We start from the raw sequence: 16,928 nt of genomic DNA, 5'->3' as shown, positions 1-16,928 counted from the left end.
GCCGCTACGCGCGGTGCGAGGGGGCGACGGGCAGGTAGCCGAGGTCCACCGGCCCGCCGCCGCGACCGGCGAGGAGGCGGGCCAGCGGCGGGGGCCACAGCGGCTCGTACGGCTCCGCCACCTCCTCCGGCGGCCACCAGCGCCAGCCGAGGATCCGGTCCGCCGGATGCCGGGCGACCGCCTCGGGGGTCGGCTCGCGGCGCGGCCCGGCGGCCAGGTAGATGTGCTCGTGCTGGCGCACCGGGACGCCCTGCCGGGTGAAGTCGTGGACCCAGGTGCACAGTAGCTCCCCGGCCTCGACGTCCGTCCAGCCGGTCTCCTCGTGCAGCTCCCGCACCGCACCCGCGCGGGGGCTCTCGTCGGGGTCCAGGCCGCCGCCGGGCGTGGCCCAGTGGATGCCGGCCTCCACGTCGTCGTAGCGGAACATGAAGATCGCGCCGGTGGAGTCGAGGAGGGCGAGCCGGGCCGCGCGGCGGGGTGTGCGCATGACCCGACCCTAGGCCCTGTCCGACGGGGCGCGGCGGCGTGTCGATCATTTGTCACGGGTCCGTACGGGAACGGAAGCGTACTGGACACCCGCAGCCGCCCAGCCCGACAATTCGAAGGTGTCCGGCTCCGACCACCCCACGTCTTCCGCCTTCCCCGTGTACCCGGCGGGGACCCCTCGCGTGTCCGACGAAGAACGGGACAGGGCCATCGAGTTGCTGCGCGACGGCGCGGCGGAGGGCCGGCTGTCGCAGGACACGTTCCTGGCCCGGATGGAGCTGGCCTTCGCCGCCCACTCGCACGAGCAGCTGGTGGCGCTGACGGCCGATCTGCCGCCGCGGGAGGGGCGGTTGACGCGGGCGATCCTCGGCACGGTCGCCAAGGCGTCGTCGCTCGGCGTGCGGGTGAAGCAGGCGTGGCAGGCGGAGCGGCTACCGCCGCTGATGCTGCCGGCGCCGGGCGCGTTCCCGCTGCGTATAGGGCGGGATCCGCGCAACGGGCTGCGGCTGATGGAGGAGACCGTCTCGCGGATGCACGCGGAGCTGCGCTGCGCGAGCGGGGTGTGGCTGCTGCGGGACCTCGGCTCGACGAACGGGACGTTCATCAACGGCCGCCGGCTGACGGGCGAGGCGCCGGTCCGGCCGGGCGACCAGCTGGGCTTCGGACACACCCGCTATCTGCTGACGGCCCGCTGACCCCGCCGGCGCGGCCACGTCTGAGCGCTTGATCCGGGCCGGGACAGTCGGTCGGGGCGGTTGCCGCAGCGGTGACTCGGTGACCTGAGCGATGTGTTCCCGGGATCCCGTGCCTGCCGCGTAGCCACGGCTACGGCGCAACCGCGGCGCTACCGGTGTCCTGTACTCCTGGCGTGCGCCCGCACGTGAGAACACGGAGATCCGCACAAGGCAGCGCCCGAAACCCACAACCGTCTGGAGACGACATGTCGTACCGACCATCCCGTCGTGGCTTCCTGGGAATAGCCGCGGCTACCGCGGCCGCCGCACCGGTGATCTGCTCCGGTCACGCCTTCGCCGCGGACCCGCGCGAGCTGCCGATCGTGAACCGCCCCGACCACCCCGGCGCGGTCCACCCCTCCGGCGGCCTACGCCACGCACAGACGGAGCCCCTCAACGCCACCGTCGACTGCGCGCTGTCCGGACGGAGGGCCCGATGACCACGTTCGTCACCCGGTCCGCGTGGGGCGCGCGCCCGCCGCGGAGCACCAGCGGCAGCATCACCCCGCAGCACGGCGGGGTCACCGTCCACCACGTCGACGGCGTCCGCGTCGCCCGCGGGAACCACGCCGACTGCGCGGCACAGGTGCGCGGGATCCAGAACCACCACATGGACGGCAACGGCTGGGACGACATCGCGTACAGCCACCTGGTGTGCGTCCACGACTACGTGTTCCAGGGCCGCGGCGAGAACCGCCGCACAGCGGCAAACGGCACCACCCCGGGCAACCAGAACTGGTACGCCGTCTGCGGCCTCGTCGGCGGGACCGCGAGCAACTACGACACCATCACCACCGGCCTGATCAGCGCCTTCCGCTACGCTGTCAACCGCCTGCGCACACAAGGCGGCGCGGCCCGGGCCATCTGCGGCCACCGTGACCACCTGAGCACCGGCTGCCCGGGGAACCTGTACGCGAACGGCGTGCTCAACGGCGCGACGAACCCGGGCGGCGGCCCGCTGCCGCACCCCGGCGTCAACTTCCGCCAGCCGCCGACCTTCAACCACGCGAGTGTGGCCACCTGGCAGAACCAGATGAACATCGCCCACGGCTACAGCCTCACCGCGGACGGCGCCTACGGCCCCAACTCCGACGCCGCATGCCGGAACTTCCAGTCGAAGCACGGCCTCGACGTCGACGGCATCGTCGGACCCGCCACCTGGGGCGCCACCTTCTCCCGCTGACGGACCGCCCTCGCGGATTCTCTACGACGCCCCATCGGCACCCGGCACCCGGGACCGGCCGACACGATCAGCCCTTGACGGCGGAGCTGGCGACTCCCTGGACGAACCAGCGTTGGAAGAAGGCGAAGACCACCAGGACGGGCAGGACCAGGAGGACGCCGAAGGCGAGGATCTGGCCCCATTCCGGGGGCTGCTGGCCCTGGAAGACACTCATTTCCAGCGGCAGGGGGCGGACCGACGGATCGGAGACCATCAGCACCGGCCACAGGAACGAGCCCCACTGGATGAGGAAGGTCAGGATCGCCACGGAGGCGAAGGCCGGCTTCGACATGGGGACGATGATCGCGAAGAAGGTACGCCAGGGGCCGGCGCCGTCCATGCGGGCGGCTTCGTCGATGCTCAGCGGGATCGAGCGGAAGAACGTGTGGAACTGGTAGACCGAGAAGGCGTTGGCGATGAACGGGAGAGCCAGGATGTAGAGGGTGTTGCGCTGGTCGTTGAACATGTAGAAGAGCGGCACGGCCACCGACTCGAACGGGACCAGCATCAGCAGCAGGATGAGGGTGAAGACGCCTTCCCGGCCGCGCCACTTCAGCCGTGACAGCCCGTACGCGGCCATCGAGTTGACGAACAGGCCCCCCGTCACCACCACGAACGCGAGCAGCAGGGAGACGCCCATGAAGCGCCAGAAGTAGCCGGTGCTGTCGGAGTTGAGGCTGCTGAGGACGGCGGAGTAGTTGTCAAGGGACAAGTTGGTCGGGAGGAAACCCGAGAGGCCGCCGAGGACCTCGTCGGACGGCTTGAGGCTGCCCAGGAACAGGTAGATCACGGGCAGAACGAAGATGAAGGCAAGCACACTGAGTACGGCGTAGTCCATGAAGCGGCGCAGGGGCGTAGGGAACGTGCCCATGGGTCAGTCCTCGTTTCCGGGCCGGATGACGCGGCGCTGGATGAGCGTCAGGACGACGACGATCAGGAAGAAGACGACGGTCATCGCAGATGCCTGGCCGATGTTGTTCTGGTCGAAGGCGGTGGTGACGGTCTGGTACATCACGGTGCGGGTGGCCTCCTCGTCGAGGCCGCCACCGCGGACGAGGACGTAGACCTGGTCGAAGACCCGGAAGGAGAGCACCGACGTGAGCATGGCGACGAAGACGAGGGTGCCGCGGATGCCGGGCAGGGTGACGTGGCGGAACTGCTGCCAGCGACCGGCGCGGTCGAGCCGGGCGGCTTCGTAGAGTTCGCCCGGGATCTGCTGGAGGCCGGCCAGGAGGATGACCATCTGGAAGCCGACGCCCTGCCAGATGGACAGCACGATGATCGAGGCCATCGCGGTGGCACCGTCACCGAGCCAGTCGAAGGCGCCCCAGTTGCCGAAACTCACCGCGTCCAGTGCGGAGTTGAGCATGCCCTGGTCGCTGCGGGCGAGGATGAGCCGCCAGATCACGGCGACCAGCGCCATCGGGAAGACCACCGGCATGAAGAACAGGGACCGGAACAGACCGATCGCCTTCAGCTTGCGGTTGAGCAGGATCGCCAGACCGAGCGCCAGGGCCGTCTGCACCGGTACGACGACCGCGGCGAAGGTCAGGTTGTTCAGCAGCGCCCGCAGGAACGGGCCGGACATGTCCGGGTCGGTGAACAGGCGCCGGTACTGCTCCATGCCGAAGAAGGACGGTGCGAGAGGGGAGCCGAGGCGGACGTTGTAGAAGGAGAGCACCACGGCGTAGCCGAACGGCACACCGACGAAGACGATGAGCCCGACGACGGCCGGGGCGGACATGAGCAGTCCGTGCAGCCAGTCGCGGTTCTTGCGGCCCCGCCGCGCTGACCGCGTCGACCGCTCGGGTTTCACGGATGTCGCGGAGAGGGCCTGCTCCGGGCCGGGCGGCGCGGCGTGCGCGGGTTCCACGGATTTCACGGGAGGGTCCTGTTCTCGGCGGGCGGGCGCTGCTGCCGCGCCCGCCCGGGCCGACGGGTTCTACGGGATCTGGTATCCGGCGTTGTCGGAGAAGTCCTGGTCGATGGCGCGGGCGGCTTCTTCCAAGGCGTTCTTGGGGTCGGCACCGCCGTAGATGGAGTTCAGGGCTTCGCTGAACTTTGCGGTGATGACGGGGTAGCCGGCGGTCACCGGGCGGGTGACGGCGACGCAGGATGTGGTGATGTCGCTGGCGCCGCAGGGCTTGGCGAGCTGGTCGGCGAAGAGCTGGAGCGGGCCGCCCTGCTTGTAGAGGGTGCTCTTGGCGAGCGCGGTACTGGTGCCGGGCACGGCCCCGTTGGCGGTGGTCATGGCGGTGACGCTGGCATCGTCCAGGAGGGTGTCCAGGAACGCGCCGGCGGCCTTGGCGTTCTTGGTGCCGGCACCTATGCCCCAGGCCCAGGAGCCCTGGCCGGTCTTGGGGCCGTTGCCGAAGTCGGGCAGGGGAAGGACGACGAGGTCGTCGCCGAGGGCCTCGCTGTATGCGGGGTACATCCAGTGGCCGACCCAGCTCAGGGCGACGCGGCCCTTGGCGAAGGCGTTGCCGTCGGTGTTGGGGTCGACGTAGGTCTTCCAGGACTGGAAGGTCTTCAGGGCCGAGACCACGGCCGGGGTGTCGAGGGCGCCTTCTGCCTTGCCGTCCTTGAGGAGGGAGCCGCCGGCGGACCAGACGATCGGGGCGAAGCCGTAGGTACCCCACTCGCTGGCCAGGCCGCTGGCCTCCTGGAGGTCGAGGGTCTTACCGTCGGAGTCCTCGACCTTCAGTGCCTTGAGCGCCGCGGTGAACTCGGCTGCCGTCCAGTCGTCGGACTCGCCCTCGGGGTACTTCACCCCGGCCGCGTCGAGCAGCTTCTTGTTGCCGTAGATCCCGAGCCCAGAGTCGAACATGCCCAGCCCGTAGTGCTTGCCGTCGATCTCGCCCTGGGCCTTGTTCGCGTCGGTGGCGTTGTCCATGGTCGCGGCGGAGACGTACGTGTCGATCGGGGCGAGCTTTCCGTTGTAGACGAAGTTCGCCATGGTCGGACCGTCGAACTCCAGTACGTCCGGCAGCTCGGCGGCGTCGGTGGCCGTGATGGTCTTGGTGTAGTCAAGGTCGGGTATCAGTTTCAGGTCGACCTTGATCTTGCTCTGCGAGGAGTTGAAGGACTTCACCGCGTCCTGCAGCGCATCGGCCTCGCTCTGCTGCCCCTGGTGCGCCCAGACGCTGATGGTGCCCTTGCCGCTCCCGGACTCGGCGGAGGCATCGGTACCCCCGCCCGAGCCGCAGGCGGCCAACCCCACCAAGGGGGCCAGGGCCAGGCCCGCCCGGACGGTGTGGTGGTGCGTTCTGCTGCGTGGGTTCATGGCTGTGCCTCCGCGGCGAGGGTTCCAGGGGCTGACGTGCTTTCCAGGCGTGGGGCTGTCGGGCTCGGGGTGTCAGTGCGGGCCGCGCGGGCGCGGCGGAGCGGTGGTCTCGCGCAGTACGAGGCGGATGGGCATCTGTACCTGCTCCGCGGGGGCTTCGGCGTCGGGCTCGTTCAACTGCCGCAACAGCAGCCGGGCGGCCTCAGCGCCCTGGTCGGCGACCGGCTGGGCGACGGTGGTCAGGCCGACCACGTCGGCGAGGTCGTGGTCGTCGAAGCCGACGACGGACACGTCGTCCGGCACCGTCAGCCGATGGCGGCGCAGGGCGCGCAGCGCGCCCATCGCCATCTCGTCGGACTGCGCGAACACGGCGGTCGGCGGGCGCGAGACGGCCAGCAGTTCGGTCATGGCCCGCTCGCCGCCCTCGACGGTGTAGTCGCCGTCCGCCTCCAGAGCCGCATCGTGCTCTATCCCGGCGTCGGTCAGTACGTCCAGGTAGGCGCCGCGCCGCTCGACAGGGGTGGTCCAGTGCAGCGGACCGCTGGTCCCGCTGATCATGCCGATCCGGCGGTGGCCGAGGTTCACCAGATGCCGTACGGCGCTCTCGGCGCCGGCCCGGTCGTCGATGCCGACCACGGTGAAACCGGGCCGGGCGCCGCCGACGGTGGTGGCCAGCGGCACCCCCAGTGACCGCAGTGCGGCCGACTCCTCGTCGTCGGGGATGAGAAGCGTCAGCACCGCGTCCACTCGCTTGCGTACCGGGAGCCTGCTGAAGAAGCGCTTGCGGGACTCCGCGGAGCCCAGGTTGTACAGGAGGACGTCGTACCCGTCGGCGCTGAAGACGTGCTCGGCGGCGTCCACCACTGTGCCGAAGAACCAGCGGCCGACGTACGGCACCAGCACACCGATGGTGTAAGTGCGGCCACTGGCCAGGCTGGAGGCGGAACGGGAAGCGGTGTAGCCGAGTTCGGCGGCGACGGCCGCGATCTGTGCCCGCACCTCCTCCGACACCCCCGGTCGGCCGCGCAGCGCGCGGGACACGGTCGACGCCGAGACTCCGGCGGCACGGGCGACGTCGGTGATGCTGGCGGTCACGGCGGGTTCCTCCCGTTGGTTTCACGTCGGTGTGAGTGACGTGACCGTAGACCCGGCGACCCTGTTGCGCAAGCGTTTGAGTTCATATTTACTTGGGCGGATTCTCGACGGTCTCGATCGGCAGTCACATGTCAGCGCACACGTTTGGGCGCTGTAGAGCGACAGGAACTGTGCATGCGATACGCCCCGCCCGGCCTCTGCGTGAACGACTTCGCCCTCCTGCGCGACGAGGACGGCATGTACGTGGTTCTGCACCTGCAGGGACCCTGGACACCGGAGTTCGACCATCTGTGGATGGAGACCTCCTACGGGCGGGCCACCTCCACCGACCTGGTCGGCTGGCAGCCGCAGGGCACCGCTTTCGGGGTCGGTCTGCCCGGCCGCTTCGACCAGCAGGCGGTGTGGACCATGCACCCCGTTCGGCACGGCGCCGGGATGGCGATGTTCTACACCGGCGTGAGCGGCCTGACCCGCGGCGGCTGGCCCCTGCAGACCGTCGGGCTGGCGTACTCCGACCGCACCGACGGCACCGGCTGGCGCCGGCACGGCACCGGACCGGTCGCCGAGGCGGACCCGCGCTGGTACCGCACCGGCGAACACATGGGCTGGCGCGACCCGTTCGTCGTACGCGATGACGAATCAGACGGCTGGGTCATGGTCATCTGCGCCAACGACGCGTCCCTCCCGGCAGAAGCCGGCGGCTGCGTCGGCTGGGCCACCTCTGACGACCTGGAGCACTGGACCGTCCACCCGCCACTCATCTCCCCCGGCGGCATCGACGAGCTGGAGTGCCCGGTCCTGGAACGCCTCGACGACGGCAGCTGGCTGCTGCTCGGCTCCGTCGCCGCCACCCGCGGCATCGAATCGTGGACCGCTCCGGCCCTGCGCGGCCCCTGGACAAGGCGCGGTCCTCTCGGGCCGACCGACGCCTACGCCCCGCGTGTCATCGGCATGCCCGACGGCTCCCGCGTCGTGCTGCACACCACCCCCCGCCGCGTCGGTCTCAGCGACACCGGCGCCCGCTGCCGCGGCATGCTCGCCCAGCCGAAGTCCCTTGTGGTGGAGAATGATTCGGCTCCCCGCCTGGAATGGTGGCCCGGCCTGGACGACTGGCTCGGCGAGGAAACCGACCGCCCCACCCTGCACGCCGTCGGCGACGTCGGCATCACAGGGCCGGTGGAGATCACCCTGCGCACCGACACACCGGACAGCGACCGCCCCGCCCTCGCCGTCGGCTGCGACGGCAAGAACCTCTGGGTCACCGGCCCCGACGGGACCCCGCTTCGCGTGACCGTCCTGACCAGCCCGGCCGCCACCCTGCGCATCCTCACCATCGGCGAGTACGTCGAGGTCTACGCCGACGGCGTGTTCGCCCTGACGACCCTGTGCTACTCCGGGCACCCCACCTCGTGGACGGCCACGACGGAAGGACACGAGCGCGTGATTCCGGTCCGCCCGATCCGGCTGCCCGGCCCGCACCGCGACGACGCCTCAGCCGTCTGGCCCGGCCCCGCAACGCGCTGAGGTAGCGGGGAACACTCGGCCGGACGGTGGCGGGTTCCGGGCGGGGTGCCGGGCGGGGTGTGCGGGCGGACGTTACCGCGGGCAAGGGCGGTGCCCATCTGTGTAGCCTCGCCCCGGGCCGCCCACAATCCACCCCCGGGCCCCGACAGTCCGCGGTTGCGCTGAACCATGGTTCACGTTCTAGCTTTACGGTGCGGGCCGTCGCACCCGGCCGCGCACCACGAGACGGGAGAACCCGATGGACATGCAGGCCACCGCCTGGCAGTCGCTCCACAGCACGGTGACCGCGCAGCGCGACAAGCGTCCGCTGTCGCGGGCCGGGCTCGGGCGGATCTGGCGGTTCGCCCAGCCGCACCGGCGGCTGTTGAGATGGTTTCTGCTGCTCAGCGTGATCACCTCGGCCCTGGCCGTGGCCACGCCGCTGCTCGCCGGCCGGGTCGTGGACGCGATCGTCGGCGGCGACGGCGAGGGCCGGGTGGTCAGGCTGGCGCTGCTGATCGCCGGCATCGCCGTCGCCGAGGCCGGGTTCGGGCTGCTGGCACGCTGGCTGTCGGCCCGTATCGGCGAGGGGCTCATCCTCCAGCTCCGTACCGCCGTCTACGACCACGTGCAGCGCATGCCCGTCGCGTTCTTCACCCGCACCCGCACCGGCGCCCTGGTCAGCCGGCTCAACAACGACGTGCTCGGCGCCCAGCGGGCGTTCAGCAACACCCTGTCCGGCGTCGTCGGCAACCTGGTGACACTGCTGCTCACGCTCGCCGTCATGCTGCGGCTCTCCTGGCAGATCACCCTCCTCGCGCTCGTGCTGCTCCCCGTCTTCGTGCTGCCCGCCCGCCGCATGGGCGCCCGGCTCGCCCGGCTGCAGCGGGAGGCCGCCGGCCACAACGCCGCGATGGGCACCCAGATGACCGAGCGGTTCTCGGCGGCCGGCGCCACGCTCGTCAAGCTGTACGGGCGGCCGGAGCGGGAGTCGGCGGAGTTCCGGGAGCGGGCGGCGCGCGTACGGGACATCGGGATCCGTACGGCGATGACGCAGACGCTCTTCATCACCGCCCTCACCCTCGTCTCCGCGCTCGCCCTCGCCCTCGTCTACGGCCTCGGCGGCTTCTTCGCCCTCCGCGGCAGCCTCGACGCCGGTGCCGTCGTCGCCCTCGCCCTGCTCATCACCCGCCTGTACGCGCCGCTGACCTCGCTGGCGGGGGCGCGGGTGGAGGTGATGAGCGCGCTCGTCAGCTTCGAGCGGGTCTTCGAGGTGCTGGACCTGAAGCCGCTGGTCGCCGAGAAGCCGGACGCGCGGGAGGTGCCGGCGGGGCCGGTGGCGGTGGAGTTCGACGGCGTCGACTTCGGCTACCCGGCCGCCGACAAGGTGTCGCTGGCCTCCCTGGAGGAGGTCGCGGTGCTGGACGGCAAGGCCGGCGCGCAGGTGCTGCACGGGGTGTCGTTCCGCGCGGAGCCAGGCCGGATGGTCGCCCTCGTCGGCTCCTCGGGCGCGGGGAAGTCGACCATCGCGCAGCTCATTCCGCGGCTGTACGACACGGACGGCGGCACGGTGCGCCTCGGCGGCATGGACGTGCGCGAGCTGTCCGCCGCCTCGGTGCGGGCGACGCTCGGCATGGTCACCCAGGACGGGCACCTCTTCCACGAGTCGGTGCGCGAGAACCTGCTGTTGGCGCGGCCGGACGCGAGCGACGCGGACCTCTGGGACGCGCTGCGCAAGGCGCGGCTGGCCGAGCTGATCGCGGCGCTGCCGGAGGGCCTGGACACCGTCGTCGGCGAGCGCGGCTACCGGCTGTCGGGCGGCGAGCGGCAGCGGCTAACGATCGCCCGGCTGCTGCTGGCGGAGCCGCGCGTGGTGGTGCTCGACGAGGCCACCGCGCACCTGGACTCCACCTCGGAGGCGGCGGTGCAGGAGGCGCTGGCGGAGGCGCTGGCCGGGCGCACGGCGGTGGTCATCGCGCACCGGCTGTCCACGGTGCGGGCCGCGGACCAGATCCTGGTGGTGGAGGAGGGCCGGATCGTGGAGCGGGGCACGCACCCGGAGCTGCTGGCGGCCGGCGGGCGGTACGAGGAGCTGTACCGGACGCAGTTCGCGGAGGAGGGCGGAGGGAACGGGGCCGGCGGTGCGGCGGCGGACACCGTGTGCGTCGCAGGGGGCGGCGAAGGGTGCGGTGGAGGGAAGGATTTGGTGCCGCAGGAGGCGTAGGACGGGGGCGTTACGGGACGGGGAGGCTCGGGGACGGGCGTTCGGGCACGGGAGCGCACGGGGACGGGAACGCACGGCTCGCCCGCCCGGGGCGTACGGGGCACGGGCCCCGGGCGGGCGCGTCAGGCGACCGGGTCCGGCTCGGGGACGGGGGCGCCCGGGAGGTGGCGGCGGGCGCGTACCGGCGAGAAGTACAGCGGCAGCGCCGCCACCACGAGGATCACCGCCCCCGTCCACAGCGCCGCGCGCACGCCCGCGAACTCGCCGATCACGCCGGACAGTGCAGAGCCCAGCGCGACCGACCCCATGAGCAGGAACCGGAAGGTGGCGTTCATCCGGCCCAGCAGCGCGTCCGGGGTCAGCCCCTGCCGCAGGCTCAGCCCCAGCACGTTGTCGACGCCGATCTTCACCGACACCAGCGCCATCCCCGCGGCCCCGGCCGCACACAGCAGCGGCGGCCGGCTCAGCAGCGGTACGAGCAGCGCCGCCGGCGCCACGCACAGCCCCGCGGTGGCGAGCGTCCACCCGCACCCCCACCGGGCGGCGAGCGGCCGGGCGAGCCGGGCGCCGACGAATATGGCGGCGCCGCAGCACACCCAGTAGCCGCCCAGCAGCCAGGCAGGCAGCCCGAGTTGGCGGACGAAGAGCACCGGGACCATCGTGTTGACGGTCTGCGCCCCGAGGTTGGCGCAGGCGGCGCCGAGCGCGAGTGAGCGCAGCTCGCGGCTGCGCAGCACGTGCCGCAGCCCGTCGAGCATCTCGGCGGCCAGCCGGCGGGACGCGGCCGGCGCCGCCCGGTTGCGGCGTGCGGCGCCGCCCCGGATGCCGGTGAGCGACACCGCCGCGGCCAGGTGGCTCACCCCCTGCGCCGCGACCGCGACCGGCGCGGTCAGCACCTCCACCAGCAGCCCGCCCGCCCCGCGCCCGGCGATGCTGCCGACCGCGTACAGGCTCACGACACCCGCGTTCGCCCGCACCAGCGCCTCCCGCCCCACCACCGCGGGCAGGCAGCTGTGTGAGGCGACGTCGAAGAACACGGTCGCGCAGCCGACCAGCAGCACGGCCGCGTACAGGTACGGGAGCGTGAGCGTGCCGAACCACCAGGCCAGCGGTACGGCGGTGAGCAGCACGACCCGCGCCAGTGCGGCGGCCACCAGCACCGGCACACAGCCGAGCCGGTCCACCCACACTCCGGAGGGCAGACCGATCAGCAGGTACGCCGAGGTGCCGAGCGCGGCCAGCAGGCCGATCTGACCGGGGCTCGCACCGAGGCCGAGTGCCGCCAGCGGTATGGCCAGATGGCCGACCTGGATGCCGATCTGGTCGGCGGCGGTGGCGGCGTACAGCCGTCGGAAGGCGGGCACGCGCCAGGGGGATGCGTATGCCATGGAGGGGAGCTTGCCGTGCCGCCCGGGCGTGGCGAAACCGGAGCGCCCACGTCCCGCTCGGGTGGGGCCGCTACCGGTATGCTCCGCCCTTCGCACCCGGCGGCGGCTGCGCGGTCTGAGGCGCGGCCAGCAGCGGCAGGACGTCCTCCACCAGCGCCAGTTGCAGCCGGAGCGCGTCCCGCGGGGCCGCGCGCAGCACGGCGCGCAGGAGATCGGTGGCGCCCGCGGGGACCTTGAGGTCGTCCAGGTGGCGCTGGCAGGTGCCGAGGTCGAGGGAGGGGTTGGGCAGGTCGTTGGCCGCCCAGAGGGTGCGGATCAGCTCGTTGGTCATGACGGCCGCCGCCCACCCCGTCTCCACGGGGTCGCCGCGCCGGCGCACGGCCTGCATCTTGGGTACGACGTGCGCCCAGAGCGTGGCGTAGTGCGCCTTGACGGGTGCGGGGGTGCGGTAGCCGGCGTGGATGGTCTCGGCGTCTGCCGTGAGGCGGGCGACGGCGCCGTCGGGGTCGTGCAGGGCGACGCCGTCGAGGAAGGCGTAGCCCCAGGACTCGTCGCCGACGCGGTTCGGGGCGAAGTGCGAGCGCCACTGCTCGGCGGTGCGGGGGATCAGGTCGACGGGCAGCGGGCGGCGCCGGGAGCGCCAGGGGGCCGGCCGCACGGGGTCGAGGGCGGTGACCACGAGCACGTCGAGGTCGGAGTCGGGGCGGCCGGTGCCGCGGGCGAGGGATCCGGACAGCAGGATGCCGCGGACGTCGGGGTCCGCGCGCAGTTCGGTCAGCACCACCTCGAGCACCGTGCGGTGCAGGGGGGTGGGAAAGGCAGCGGTGGTCATCTCGCTCCCGGGTACGGCCCAGCGGGAGCGTAGCAGCACCGGCACCGAGCGTGGGGGCCCGGGGTACGGGTCGGTGCCGGCGGGGGCGGTACGGGGCGGGGACGGGGGCGGGAAAACCGAGGTGCGCGGGCGGTGGGCGGGCGGCTATGGTGGCCGCGGAACTGCATCCGAGGCAATCCGAGGCAAGGAGACGCCGTGGCAGGCTGCTGCTCGTGCGCGGGCATCGGCGGGATGACCCGTCTGTGCACCGGTGGCCACGCAGGTCTGCGGTATGCGGCCTTCTCCCTCGTGCCCTATCGCCCCCGCGTGGTCCCGGCGCCCTGACCGGCAGCCCGGGACGGCATTTCCGCTGAGCGACCCCGTCGCAGCCCCCGCGATCCGCGCGCCCTGAGCGCGCCCGCCGGGCATTTCCCGTCACGTCCGCGTGCCCCGCCGAGGGCCGACGTCTCGCTGCCCGGCCAGGGCCATCCGCCAGTCCAGGAACGCACTTCTTTCCGGAAGGACGGCCGGCTGTGGCCCGCTCTCACCGACGCGCGCACGCGCGCGCGGACTCCGATACGAACCGTCGTGCCGACGACGCCCGTACGAACACGGGCGGCAACGCCCGCACGAACCGCCGCCGCGGGTCCCCCGCGGTGGGCGGCGAGACCCGGGGCGACGCCCGGGATGACGCCCGGCAGGAGGGCCGGGGCGACCCCCGCGGGAGCGCTCGGGGCGGCGCTGGGCGCAACTCCCCCGGAAGCTCGCCCGGTTCCGCCGGCGCCGGCGACCGCGACGGCGCCCGCGCCGAGCCCGGGCGCGGCACCCGCCGCGGCTCCCGATCCCCCTCCCGCTCCCTCTCCCAGAACTTCCTGGCCAGCCGGACCGTCGCCGAGCGCGTGGTGCGCATCGCGGCGCCGGAGCCGGACGGCCGGCTCGTCATCGAGGTGGGCGCGGGCACCGGGGCGCTGACCGAGGTGCTGGCACCGCACTGCCGGGAGCTGATCGCCTACGAGATCGACCGCCGGCTCCTCGCCGGGCTCCGCGCCCGCCTCGCGGCCCACGCCCATGTCAGCGTCGTGGGGCAGGACTTCCTCACCGCCCGGCCGCCGCGGGAGCCGTTCGCGGTGGTGGGCAACGTGCCCTATGCCCGGACCTCCGAGATCGTGGACTGGTGCCTGCGCGCGCCGCGGCTCGACTCGGCGACGTTCGTCACCCAGCTCGAGTACGCCCGCAAGCGGACCGGGGACTTCGGCCGTTGGAGCCTGCTGACCGTGCGGACGTGGCCGTGGCACGAGTGGCGGCTGTGCGGGCGGGTGCCGCGGGAGTGCTTCCGGCCGGTGCCGCGGGTGGACTCGGCGGTGCTGCGGATCGAGCGCCGCCGGCGCCCGCTGCTGCCGCGGGGCGAGGAGGCGGCGTACCGCCGCATGGTCGAGGCGGGCTTCGGCGGCGCGGGCGGCACGCTCTTCGCCTCGCTGCGCCGCGCGGGCTACCCGCCGGCCCGCCTGATGGCCGCCTTCCGCGCGGCGGGCCTCCCCCGTGACACGGTCGTGGCGTTCGCCACGCCCGCGCAGTGGCTGACGCTCCACGAGACGCTGCGCTGAGGCCTGCGGCTGGCGGGGCGGGGACGCGCCCCGGGCCGCGAGGCGGTGCAACCCGCCTCGCGGCCCGACAAGCGCGACGGCCCCCGGCCGCGCCGAAGCGCGCTCCGGCACCGGTTCCGTCGCCGGGGCGGCGGGTCTGGTGCAGGAGCCACTGGCGTTGACGTCCTCATCCGCCTGAAGGCGAACGATTCTGGTCGGCACCGCTCCGCGGTGCCACCTCGGGTTCCTGCTTCACCGACCGCTGCTGCCCCGAGAGGGGAAGTCTGACGTGGTCTCCACAGGCTTCACGTCCCGCCCGTCCGGCGGTAGGTCCGACAACTCCGTTGCCGGACAAGGCGATAGTAGCCATGCCCTGAACCCCTCCGAGGCGCTACCGCCGGTATGCCCTACACCTCCACCCCGAAGGGTGGAACCCCGGGCAAGCGTTCGGTAGCCCTCCGCCCGCTCCGCGTGCCAGCCCGCCTGGCCGCGGTGCAGTTCCCAGGCGCCGGTCGACGCCACGTCCCCGTACCGCTCGGCTATCGCCACCGCCAGCCGGACCGCCGCGAGCGCGTCCTCCGCGGCGTCGTGCGCGCGGCCGAGCACCACCCCGTATTCCACACAGACCGCCTCCAGCGTCCTCTTGCCCTCCCGGAACGGGTCCACCGTCCTGTCCATCGCGTACGGATCGATCACCGGGCCCTCCTCCCCGCCGCCCAGCCGCTCGCGCATCGACGCGAGCCCGTGGCGGCGCAACTCCGCGGCCAGCAGCGTGAGATCGAACGCGGCGTTGTACGCCACGACGGGGACGCCGCGCGACCAGTGGGCCGCCAGCACCTCCGCCACCTCGTCCGCGACCTCCGCCGCCGGCCGGCCGTGGGTCGTCGCCCGCTCGTCGGTGATCCCGTGGATCGCGGTCGTCTCCGGCGGCACCGGAACACCGGGGTCGGCCAGCCACTCCCGCCTGCGCGTCGGCACGCCGCGGACGGCCTCCACGACCGCGGCGGAGACGATCCGCGCCTCCCCCGGGTCCGTCCCGGTCGTTTCCAGGTCGAAGCCGACCAGCAGCTCCCCGTACCACCCCATGGGCGCCCTCCCTGCTTTGTGGCCAGTGACTCCACACTCTCACCCGCCACTGACATACCGGACCGGGAGATTCCGGTTATTGCGGGCCCGCCAAGAGCGTACGAAGGGGGCGTACGAAGAGGGCGTGCGGCGGCCGTCAGGAGACCGGCCGCGCGTCCGTCCAGAAGCTCTCGAACTCCTCGCGGTACACCTCGAAGAGCCCCGGCTCGCCGCCGCCCTCCCCGTGCACCAGCTCCCGCCGCGCCGCCCGCAGCACCAGCGCCGGCGCCTCCGCCCCGCGCGCCCGCCGCAGGTAGGTCTGCACGACCCCGAGGCCGTCCGGCCGGTCGCCGTTGATCAGGTAAGCCGTGAACCGCGGCGTCTCGTCGAAGACCCGGATCTCGAACGCCCCCGCCAGGTCGCCGCCGGACGGCCGCACGCGGGAGCGCACCCGGCGCATGTGGATGATGTTCGTCTCCACCGCCCGCGCCAGCTCGCCCCGCTTCATGCCCAGTTCGCGCTCGCGCCGGCGCACCGTGCTGCTCGCCGGGTTGAGGAACAGCAGCCGGATCCGGCAGCCGGCCTCCGCGAGCCGGCCGAGGCGGCGGCCGGAGTAGTTCTGCACCAGCAGGTTGAGCCCGATGCCGATCGCGTCCAGCCGCCGGGCGCCGCCGAAGAGGTCCTCCACGGGCAGCGCCCGCTGCAGCCCCACCCGGTCCGGGTGGACGCCGACCACGTCCGCGTAGCGGTCGCCGACCAGGTCCTCCACCGCGTCCACCGGCAGCCGGTCCGCCGACGGCGGCCGGTCGTCGGCGCCGAGGAGGCGCAGCAGCCGGGTCGCCGCGCGCTCGGCCTGTGCCAGCACGGTGCCGGACAGGGCGCGGTTGCGGGAGACGACGTTGCGGGCGACCTCCAGCTCGTCGAGCGCCAGTTCGAGGTCGCGCCGGTCGTCGAGGTACGGCTCGAAGCACGGCCAGTGCTGCACCATCAGCTCGCGCAGCTGCGGCAGCGTCAGGAAGCTGATGACGTTGTCGTCGGCCGGGTCGAGCAGATAGCCCTTGCGCCGGCTGACCTCCCGCACCGCGACGGCCCGCTGCACCCACTCCTGGCCCGCGGGCCCCGCCGCGGCGACGACCCACTCCTCGCCGTGCACCGGCTCGTAGACGGGGCGCAGCACCGAGGCGACGACGGAGCGCAGCCGCTGCTCGACGACGTTCAGCCAGATGTACGCCCGGCCCGCGCGCGACGCGCGGGTGCGTACCTCGTCCCAGTCGTCCTCGCCCCAGCCGATCTCCGCACCGATCTCCATCGGCCGGGCCAGCGACACCGTCCCGGGCGGCGGCGCGCCCGGCGGCGGCTCGGTCGAGCCGGCACCCCCGCGGCCCTCGTCCTCGGGACCGCCTGCCGGGGGCAGCTCAAGACCGCCCGCACCCACGCCCGTACCGCCTTCCGCGCCCAGCTCCACGATCACGGCAGCGTACTGCCACGATCCCCCCGGGCGCATCCTCATCGAGCCAGGGGCGACCCAACTGCC

Annotated in this window: 15 protein-coding genes; 6 read left to right on the top strand and 9 right to left on the bottom strand. The window is 72.9% G+C overall.

The genetic code is table 11. The annotated features are described in order from the left end of the window. Window positions 1–4: 4 nt before the first annotated feature. A complete protein-coding gene (locus tag T328_RS01710) occupies window positions 5–487 on the bottom strand; it encodes an NUDIX hydrolase (RefSeq protein ID WP_496493976.1) in 483 nt (160 codons plus the stop codon). A gap of 181 nt (window positions 488–668) precedes the next feature. Between T328_RS01710 and T328_RS01705 the strand changes: the two genes are divergently transcribed. From T328_RS01705 to T328_RS01695, 3 genes are all read left to right on the top strand, one after another. Next, the gene (locus T328_RS01705; protein WP_496493975.1) at window positions 669–1,181 is read left to right on the top strand and encodes an FHA domain-containing protein; all 513 of its coding nucleotides are present in this window, start codon (window positions 669–671) and stop codon (window positions 1,179–1,181) included. 245 nt (window positions 1,182–1,426) lie between these two features. Next, window positions 1,427–1,660, top strand: a complete 234-nt coding sequence (locus tag T328_RS01700; RefSeq protein ID WP_496493974.1) for a hypothetical protein — start codon at window positions 1,427–1,429, stop codon at window positions 1,658–1,660. Next, a complete protein-coding gene (locus T328_RS01695; protein WP_496493973.1) occupies window positions 1,657–2,403 on the top strand; it encodes a peptidoglycan recognition protein family protein in 747 nt (248 codons plus the stop codon). The genes T328_RS01700 and T328_RS01695 overlap by 4 nt, the downstream gene beginning before the upstream one ends. A 67-nt stretch (window positions 2,404–2,470) precedes the next feature. Here the strand turns inward: T328_RS01695 and T328_RS01690 are convergent, their stop codons facing one another. From T328_RS01690 to T328_RS01675, 4 genes are all read right to left on the bottom strand, one after another. Further along, complete coding sequence (locus T328_RS01690; protein ID WP_496493972.1) at window positions 2,471–3,313, bottom strand: carbohydrate ABC transporter permease; 843 nt, start codon at window positions 3,311–3,313, stop codon at window positions 2,471–2,473. A gap of 3 nt (window positions 3,314–3,316) precedes the next feature. Next, the gene (locus T328_RS01685; RefSeq protein WP_496493971.1) at window positions 3,317–4,324 is read right to left on the bottom strand and encodes a carbohydrate ABC transporter permease; all 1,008 of its coding nucleotides are present in this window, start codon (window positions 4,322–4,324) and stop codon (window positions 3,317–3,319) included. A 60-nt stretch (window positions 4,325–4,384) separates the two neighbouring features. After that, a complete protein-coding gene (locus T328_RS01680; protein WP_496493970.1) occupies window positions 4,385–5,725 on the bottom strand; it encodes an ABC transporter substrate-binding protein in 1,341 nt (446 codons plus the stop codon). Window positions 5,726–5,797: 72 nt separating this feature from the next. Next, a complete protein-coding gene (locus T328_RS01675; RefSeq protein WP_496493969.1) occupies window positions 5,798–6,820 on the bottom strand; it encodes a LacI family DNA-binding transcriptional regulator in 1,023 nt (340 codons plus the stop codon). Between the two features lie 174 nt (window positions 6,821–6,994). On the opposite strand from T328_RS01675, the gene T328_RS01670 reads away from it, so the two are divergent. Continuing rightward, window positions 6,995–8,344, top strand: a complete 1,350-nt coding sequence (locus T328_RS01670; RefSeq protein WP_496493968.1) for a glycoside hydrolase family protein — start codon at window positions 6,995–6,997, stop codon at window positions 8,342–8,344. A 238-nt stretch (window positions 8,345–8,582) separates the two neighbouring features. Then, window positions 8,583–10,547, top strand: a complete 1,965-nt coding sequence (locus T328_RS01665; RefSeq protein ID WP_496493967.1) for an ABC transporter ATP-binding protein — start codon at window positions 8,583–8,585, stop codon at window positions 10,545–10,547. 122 nt (window positions 10,548–10,669) lie between these two features. Here T328_RS01665 and T328_RS01660 read toward each other — a convergent pair whose 3' ends face one another. Beyond that, entirely contained in the window at window positions 10,670–11,935 is a 1,266-nt protein-coding gene (locus T328_RS01660; RefSeq protein ID WP_496493966.1) for an MFS transporter, read from the bottom strand. A 70-nt stretch (window positions 11,936–12,005) separates the two neighbouring features. Continuing rightward, window positions 12,006–12,767 (bottom strand): nucleotidyltransferase domain-containing protein, encoded by a 762-nt coding sequence (locus T328_RS01655; protein WP_496493965.1) that lies wholly within the window; start codon window positions 12,765–12,767, stop codon window positions 12,006–12,008. 851 nt (window positions 12,768–13,618) lie between these two features. Here T328_RS01655 and erm point away from each other — a divergent pair. Continuing rightward, entirely contained in the window at window positions 13,619–14,350 is a 732-nt protein-coding gene (gene erm, locus T328_RS01650; protein ID WP_496494305.1) for an ErmE/ErmH/ErmO/ErmR family 23S rRNA (adenine(2058)-N(6))-methyltransferase, read from the top strand. Window positions 14,351–14,581: 231 nt separating this feature from the next. Here the strand turns inward: erm and T328_RS01645 are convergent, their stop codons facing one another. After that, on the bottom strand, window positions 14,582–15,415 hold the full coding sequence (locus tag T328_RS01645; RefSeq protein WP_496493964.1) for an exonuclease domain-containing protein: 834 nt from the start codon (window positions 15,413–15,415) through the stop codon (window positions 14,582–14,584). Between the two features lie 136 nt (window positions 15,416–15,551). Beyond that, on the bottom strand, window positions 15,552–16,829 hold the full coding sequence (locus T328_RS01640; protein ID WP_496494304.1) for a DUF5919 domain-containing protein: 1,278 nt from the start codon (window positions 16,827–16,829) through the stop codon (window positions 15,552–15,554). Between the last annotated feature and the right edge of the window lie 99 nt (window positions 16,830–16,928).

Source organism: Streptomyces sp. CNX435 (assembly GCF_059570575.1).
This window is presented reverse-complemented; position numbering and strand designations above follow the sequence as displayed.